This is a genomic window from Candidatus Cyanaurora vandensis (assembly GCF_013285555.1).
Classification (GTDB): domain Bacteria; phylum Cyanobacteriota; class Cyanobacteriia; order Gloeobacterales; family Anthocerotibacteraceae; genus Cyanaurora; species Cyanaurora vandensis.
The window spans coordinates 1-5,761 of the sequence record NZ_JAAXLT010000179.1 but is presented as its reverse complement, the minus strand read 5'-3'; the positions used below and the strand labels follow the sequence as shown (position 1 = coordinate 5,761).

The following is a 5,761-nucleotide window of genomic DNA, read 5'->3' as shown; positions in this document are numbered from 1 at the left end:
GGGTGAGATTGCGGCTCTGGGGTCCCCGGTCCTGCCAGTTGTTATTTTGGTCATCCACAGTGAAGGAAGAGACTTCTTCAGCGCGGTTCCCGGCCCGGTCCGTGGCAACTAGCGCGAGGCGATGAAAACCCGGTTTAAGGTCCCAACTTGGTCGGAAGTAAAACTCATCGCCTTCAAAGCGGGGCACCCCGGTGACTTCAGTGCGGTCCAGGAAAATGCGGAGGGTCGAACGGTCCACCCCACTATTGCCCCGGTCCTGTAGCCGGACGCGAATCACGGGTCGCTGGGCTTGGATCGTGGCACCGGGCGCGGGGGAGAGGACTTGGAGTTGGGGTTCCTGGCGGTCTTGGTAATTGCGGCGGTAGTTGCGGTCATCATCACGGTCGTTGTAGCGGTTATCATCGCGGTCATCTTGGTCTTGATAGACCGTCAGGGGATAGTTGGGGTCAGCGAGGACCGCCCCTTGACCCAAAAACAGTAACCCCGCCAACCATAGTCCTTGTTGCATTGTCCGGCCCTCGTTTAGGTTATGAACCGAGTCTAGGCGGGGTGGCAGGGTAAAATCGGCCCGGTCTAGGGATAAATAATGGGGTTCAACCCCCTTGACAGGACAAAAAAAGGGGGCTAGCGTGCCCCCCCTCATTCACAATTTAGTAGTCCTAGCTGGTGCCCTCGTCCCAGGAGTTCATGTAATGGATCTGTTCGGCGGTGAGGGTGTCAATCCCGATTCCCATGGCGGCGAGTTTGAGGTGGGCGATCTGCTCGTCGAGGTAGGCGGGCAGGTTGTAGATACCGGGGGTCAGTTTACCCTGCTCGGTGATGAGATATTCCACCGCTAAGGCTTGGTTAGCGAAGCTCATGTCCATGACGCTGGCGGGGTGGCCTTCAGCGGCGGCGAGGTTGATGAGTCGCCCTTGACCCAGGACAATGATGGACTTGTCTTCTAGCAGGTACTCATCTACGAAGGGCCGGACGCTCCGTTTACCCGTCGAGAGTTCACCCAAGGACACGAGGTCAATCTCGATGTCGAAGTGCCCGGAGTTGCAGACAATCGCCCCGTCTTTCATGCTCTGAAAGTGGCTGCGGTTGATGACGTGCTTATTACCCGTCACGGTAATGAAGAGGTCGCCGAGTCGAGCGGCTTGGTCCATGGACATGACCTCAAACCCGTCCATGAGTGCTTCGAGGGCCGCCACGGGGTTGATCTCAGTGATGATCACCCGTGAACCCATGCCCCGTGCCCGTTGCGCGGTCCCTTTCCCGCACCAGCCATAACCCGCCACGACTACAACCCGACCCGCGAGCAGGATATTGGTGGCGCGGATAACGCCGTCTAGGGTGGATTGACCCGTACCGTAACGGTTGTCAAAGAAGTGCTTGGTCTGGGAATCATTGACAGCAATCGCGGGGAAGGTCAAGACCCCGGCGGTGAGCATGGCGCGGAGGCGAGCAATCCCGGTGGTAGTCTCCTCGGTGGTCCCCAAGAGATTCTTCAACAGTTCAGGCCGCTCCTTAACCATGGTGGCGACGACATCGGAACCGTCGTCAATGATGATGTGCGGTTGGTGGTCTAGGGCCAAGGCGACGTGGCGCAAGTAGGTAGCCGTGTCTTCACCGCGCAGGGCATAGACGGAGATGCCATGGTCTACGACTAGGGCGGCGGCAACTTCATCCTGGGTGGAGAGGGGGTTACTGGCAATCAGGACGGCATCGGCTCCCCCAGCTTTGAGGGCGATGGCGAGGTTGGCGGTCTCGGCGGTGACGTGGCAACAGGCGGAAATCTTGATACCAGCTAGAGGACGCTCTTGGGCAAAACGCTGGCGGATCTGTCTGAGGACGGGCATTTCTCTTCCGGCCCACTCGATGCGCTGGGTACCCTGGGCCGCAAGGGACAGGTCTTTCACTTCATAGTTAAGTTTTAGGGTCGGGGCTTGCACCGGGTTTTCCTCTGATTGGTCTTGATCCATGGTTACAGAGGGGGTGGTTTGGGTCAAGGCGTAATAAAGGGCGCGTTGTAATGCATTTTTTGATTGCTACTATGCTATCTTGATAGCAAGATACACAGGTACAAAGATGCAAGTGGTGACGGTATTGGCTCTCGCGGGAGGGATGGGGCGCACAACCACCGCTGTACAACTAGGGTTACTCCTGGCTGAACGGAGCCGAGTTTTGGTCGTAGACCTTGATCCCCAGGCTAGTGCAACGACTGGGCTAGGAGGGCCACTGTCGGTGACGGCTCCATCGGTGTTGGAGGTGTTGATGGGCACGGTCAGCATTCAGGAAGCCTTACGGGAAGTAGGTTCTGGGCTTTGGGTGGTGGGGGCAGACCGGGGACTGGGGTTGGAGTTGAATGGGTTGCCGCCCTATCAACAGGAGCTTTTATTGCAGCACAAACTCAAGCTCGTGGCGCATGATTTTGATTATGTGGTGGTTGATACGATGTCGGCTAAGACGGTTCTGACGGTGATGGCTTGTTGTGCGGCGGATACCTTAGTAATCCCCATGGATGTGACCCCAAAGGGTTTAGTGGCAGTAGTGGAGACCTTAGCTTTCTTAACGGAATTGCGGGAGGTGGGGCTCCAGGTCGGGGAATTACTGGGGGTTTTGCCGATGCGGGAAGTGTGGATCGGGCAACGGCAACCCCGGGCCGTGCAGGAGATTTTACGGCAGGTGGATGATTTAGGCGTGACAAAATTGGCTGGTGTACGCGAGTTTCTAGGGGTAAAAATGGCCCTAGGAGCAACGTTATTAGGTGAAAATTCCCTTTGGCCTTACCGAGACATCGTCAGGAGACTGAATTCCCATGGCTGAACCCGTTACCCGGCAGACTCGCTATGTTCCTGCTGCTCCACCGCCACAGGTCCCGACTTCTTCTATTCCTATTGTGCCAACGAAGGCGATTCACTTGCGCCTAGACCCAGAGACGGTAAGGTTCTTGGCTCTAGCGCGGTTAGAGTCAGGTGCGACAGTCGAGACCTTAATTGAGGCCGTGCTAACGGTATTTCGTGGGTCAACCCCAGCCGAACAGCAGATGGTCTACAAAATTGCTCGTGATTTGGCTGAGCGGCGCAAACAGCAGGGACTCAGCAAACGCCGCCATACCTACCGCGAACAAGATGACATGATTCTGTGATTACGTTAGAGCCAACCAACAGATGAAGGTTTACCTAACTGCCCTAGCCAAGTTGGGTAAACTTTTCATTATCAAGTTAACTAATTATCTCTCACAAATATAACGCTCTCTTGTCCTTCGTAATACGCCAAACGCCCTGGAATGCATGACAGAAAGGTACCAAAGCCATACCCTACTGTCTCTATAAGGGCTTCACATAACGGTAATCTTAATCCATCAATTTTAGAATTTTTCGATAAGACATAACAAGTTAAGGGTGCTCCTTTTTCCCTTAATTTCTCTTGTAACAGGTGCTTACAAAGAAGTCTCAGCCAGGGTTCTGACGATACATAGGCTATCATCACCCGTCGCTTTGCGTAAGTCCTTAGCTTAATAGCAAAACGTTCTTTAGTTCATCCCAAATTCGCTCCGTCATGTATAGTTCTAGGCCTGAACTAGCTAGCAACAAGCGACCACGCTCACGATTTATTTCACTTACTAAAATATTGACATCTACGGCTAAGCGCACAGTTCCTCAAGCGTAAGGCTTACTCTTGCTAAAAACGTCTTCATTAAAGATCAGCCATTTTGGGTAGAAAGCTCACAGCTAAATCTAAACCCTCTTCACCCAAAGTTTTACTAAAAGTCTCCTCACCTAGGCCACACCCAGCATCTTCTCAAACTGTTTTAGGGCTTGCTTGAATTCAGCTTCATCGAGCCGTTTAGCAGGAATATAGAGACCTATAACTTGATTGTGACGCTTAATGACCAATACCTCATCACCTGACAGATAATGGGGTACTTTGTCTTTAAACTCTTGGCTGCTGATGGTTTTCATCTTGGCGGTTTGCGCCCAACTGTCCGCATTTTATCACATCTCACTTTGCTGAACGATGTTGCGGACCCTCAGCTTGTATAGCTGAACTACTAAGGCCCATAACTCTTGCTACACAAGCATTACAGATAAACAATAAAAATTCGTGACTAAAGCGTGACTAAATTTCAGGGGTGTACTTTGGGGGAGTGGGAAGGGGAGCGGTTAGCTCTGCTAAGCTTTGGGTAGTTACTGGGGTAAACACATTAACACAGCATTGGCAACCGACCTGGACTTGGCGCAACTTTTTCCCTTTCCGCTGGATGAATTTCAGCAAGAAGCCATCGGGCACCTGACTGCTGGTCGTTCGGTGGTCGTCTGTGCGCCCACGGGGTCCGGGAAGACCGTCATTGCCGAGTTTGCTGTCCACCGTGCCTTAGCAATGGGGAAGCGGGTTTTTTACACTACCCCGCTCAAGGCTTTGTCCAACCAGAAATACCGCGACTTTTGTGAGAGTTTTGGGCCTGACCTTGTGGGGCTATTGACCGGAGACGTGTCTTTAAACCGAGATGCTGCTGTCGTTGTGATGACTACGGAGATTTTCCGTAATATGCTCTACGGCATTCCGATGGGCGAGATGGGGACTTCCTTGGGTCATATCCAGGCTGTGATTCTAGACGAATGCCACTATATGAACGATTCCCAGCGCGGCACGGTTTGGGAAGAAACCATCATCTATTGTCCCAACGAAATTCAACTGGTCGCCCTCTCCGCCACCATTGCCAATAGTAGTCAACTCACCGATTGGATTGACCGGGTGCATGGACCGACCCGCTTGGTCTACTCCAATTTCCGCCCGGTACCCCTACACCATCACTTCTGCGGACCACGGGGCTTGGTGCAACTACTCAACGACCAGAAGACCGCCCTCCATCCCAGCCTCAAGGTCCCCAAGGGAGCCAAGGGCCAACGTTCTGAAGTCCCCGACCCGAAAGTGGTGGTCAGTGCGCTAGCTAGCCGCGATATGTTACCCGCTATCTACTTCATCTTCAGTCGCCGGGGCTGTGATGAGGCCCTCACCAAAGTCGGCGCGTTACGGCTAGTGAATGACCAAGAACGGGCCCAGTTGCAGGTCATCATTGACGAGTTCCGGCGCACCCAACCCGATGCCGTCCGCACGCCGCAACTAGCCGCCCTCTACAACGGGATGGCAGTCCACCATGCCGGGGTCCTGCCCCTCTGGAAAGGTTTAGTTGAGGAACTTTTCCAGAAGGGTTTAATTAAGGTTGTTTTTGCCACCGAGACCCTGGCAGCGGGCATTAATATGCCAGCGCGGACCACGGTGATTGGGATGCTCTCCAAGCGTACCGACACCGGACACCGCACGCTCCATGCTTCCGAATTTTTGCAGATGGCGGGTCGGGCCGGACGGCGCGGGATGGACCCAGTGGGTCATGTGGTCGTGATGCCCAGTCCCTTTGAGAATGCCCAGGATGCCGCCCGTCTCGTCCTCTCGGAGAGTGATCCGTTAGTCAGTCAGTTCACCCCAAGTTACGGGATGGTTCTCAATTTACTAGAACGCCATTCTCTCGCCGGGACGCGGACGCTGATTGAACGGAGTTTCGGGCAATACCTCGCCACCCTGCACCTCGAACCGCTCTACGCCGAAGAAAAAGAACTCAAGGCTGAATTGCATCCATTACACCAACAGCACCCGCCAGTTAGCCAACTGGATTTGCTCTATTACGAGAAGTTGCGCCAGAAACTCCGCTCCGCCCGTCGCATCCTCCAGACCCTAGAGAAACAAGCCCAAGAGACTCCTCCCCCACCCGGCC

General features: G+C 54.1%; 6 protein-coding genes. 3 read left to right on the top strand and 3 right to left on the bottom strand.

From position 1 onward, the window contains the following. Both HFM78_RS12670 and ahcY read right to left on the bottom strand, forming a co-directional pair. A partial coding sequence (locus HFM78_RS12670; protein WP_287129813.1) for a hypothetical protein occupies positions 1-508 on the bottom strand: 508 nt, incomplete at its 3' end. Positions 509-659: 151 nt separating this feature from the next. After that, positions 660-1,967 (bottom strand): adenosylhomocysteinase, encoded by a 1,308-nt coding sequence (gene ahcY / locus HFM78_RS12665; RefSeq protein WP_287129812.1) that lies wholly within the window; start codon positions 1,965-1,967, stop codon positions 660-662. A 106-nt stretch (positions 1,968-2,073) separates the two neighbouring features. Here ahcY and HFM78_RS12660 point away from each other — a divergent pair, with 106 nt between their 5' ends. Continuing rightward, positions 2,074-2,811: a ParA family protein gene (locus tag HFM78_RS12660; RefSeq protein WP_287129811.1), complete on the top strand. Its 738-nt coding sequence runs from the start codon at positions 2,074-2,076 to the stop codon at positions 2,809-2,811. Beyond that, positions 2,804-3,133: a hypothetical protein gene (locus HFM78_RS12655; protein WP_287129810.1), complete on the top strand. Its 330-nt coding sequence runs from the start codon at positions 2,804-2,806 to the stop codon at positions 3,131-3,133. The genes HFM78_RS12660 and HFM78_RS12655 overlap by 8 nt, the downstream gene beginning before the upstream one ends. 634 nt (positions 3,134-3,767) lie before the next feature. On the opposite strand, the gene HFM78_RS12650 is transcribed toward HFM78_RS12655, so the two are convergent. Further along, a complete protein-coding gene (locus HFM78_RS12650) occupies positions 3,768-3,950 on the bottom strand; it encodes a hypothetical protein (RefSeq protein ID WP_287129809.1) in 183 nt (60 codons plus the stop codon). Between the two features lie 253 nt (positions 3,951-4,203). On the opposite strand from HFM78_RS12650, the gene HFM78_RS12645 reads away from it, so the two are divergent. Beyond that, positions 4,204-5,761: RNA helicase (locus tag HFM78_RS12645; RefSeq protein WP_287129808.1), on the top strand; the 1,558-nt coding region annotated here is incomplete at its 3' end.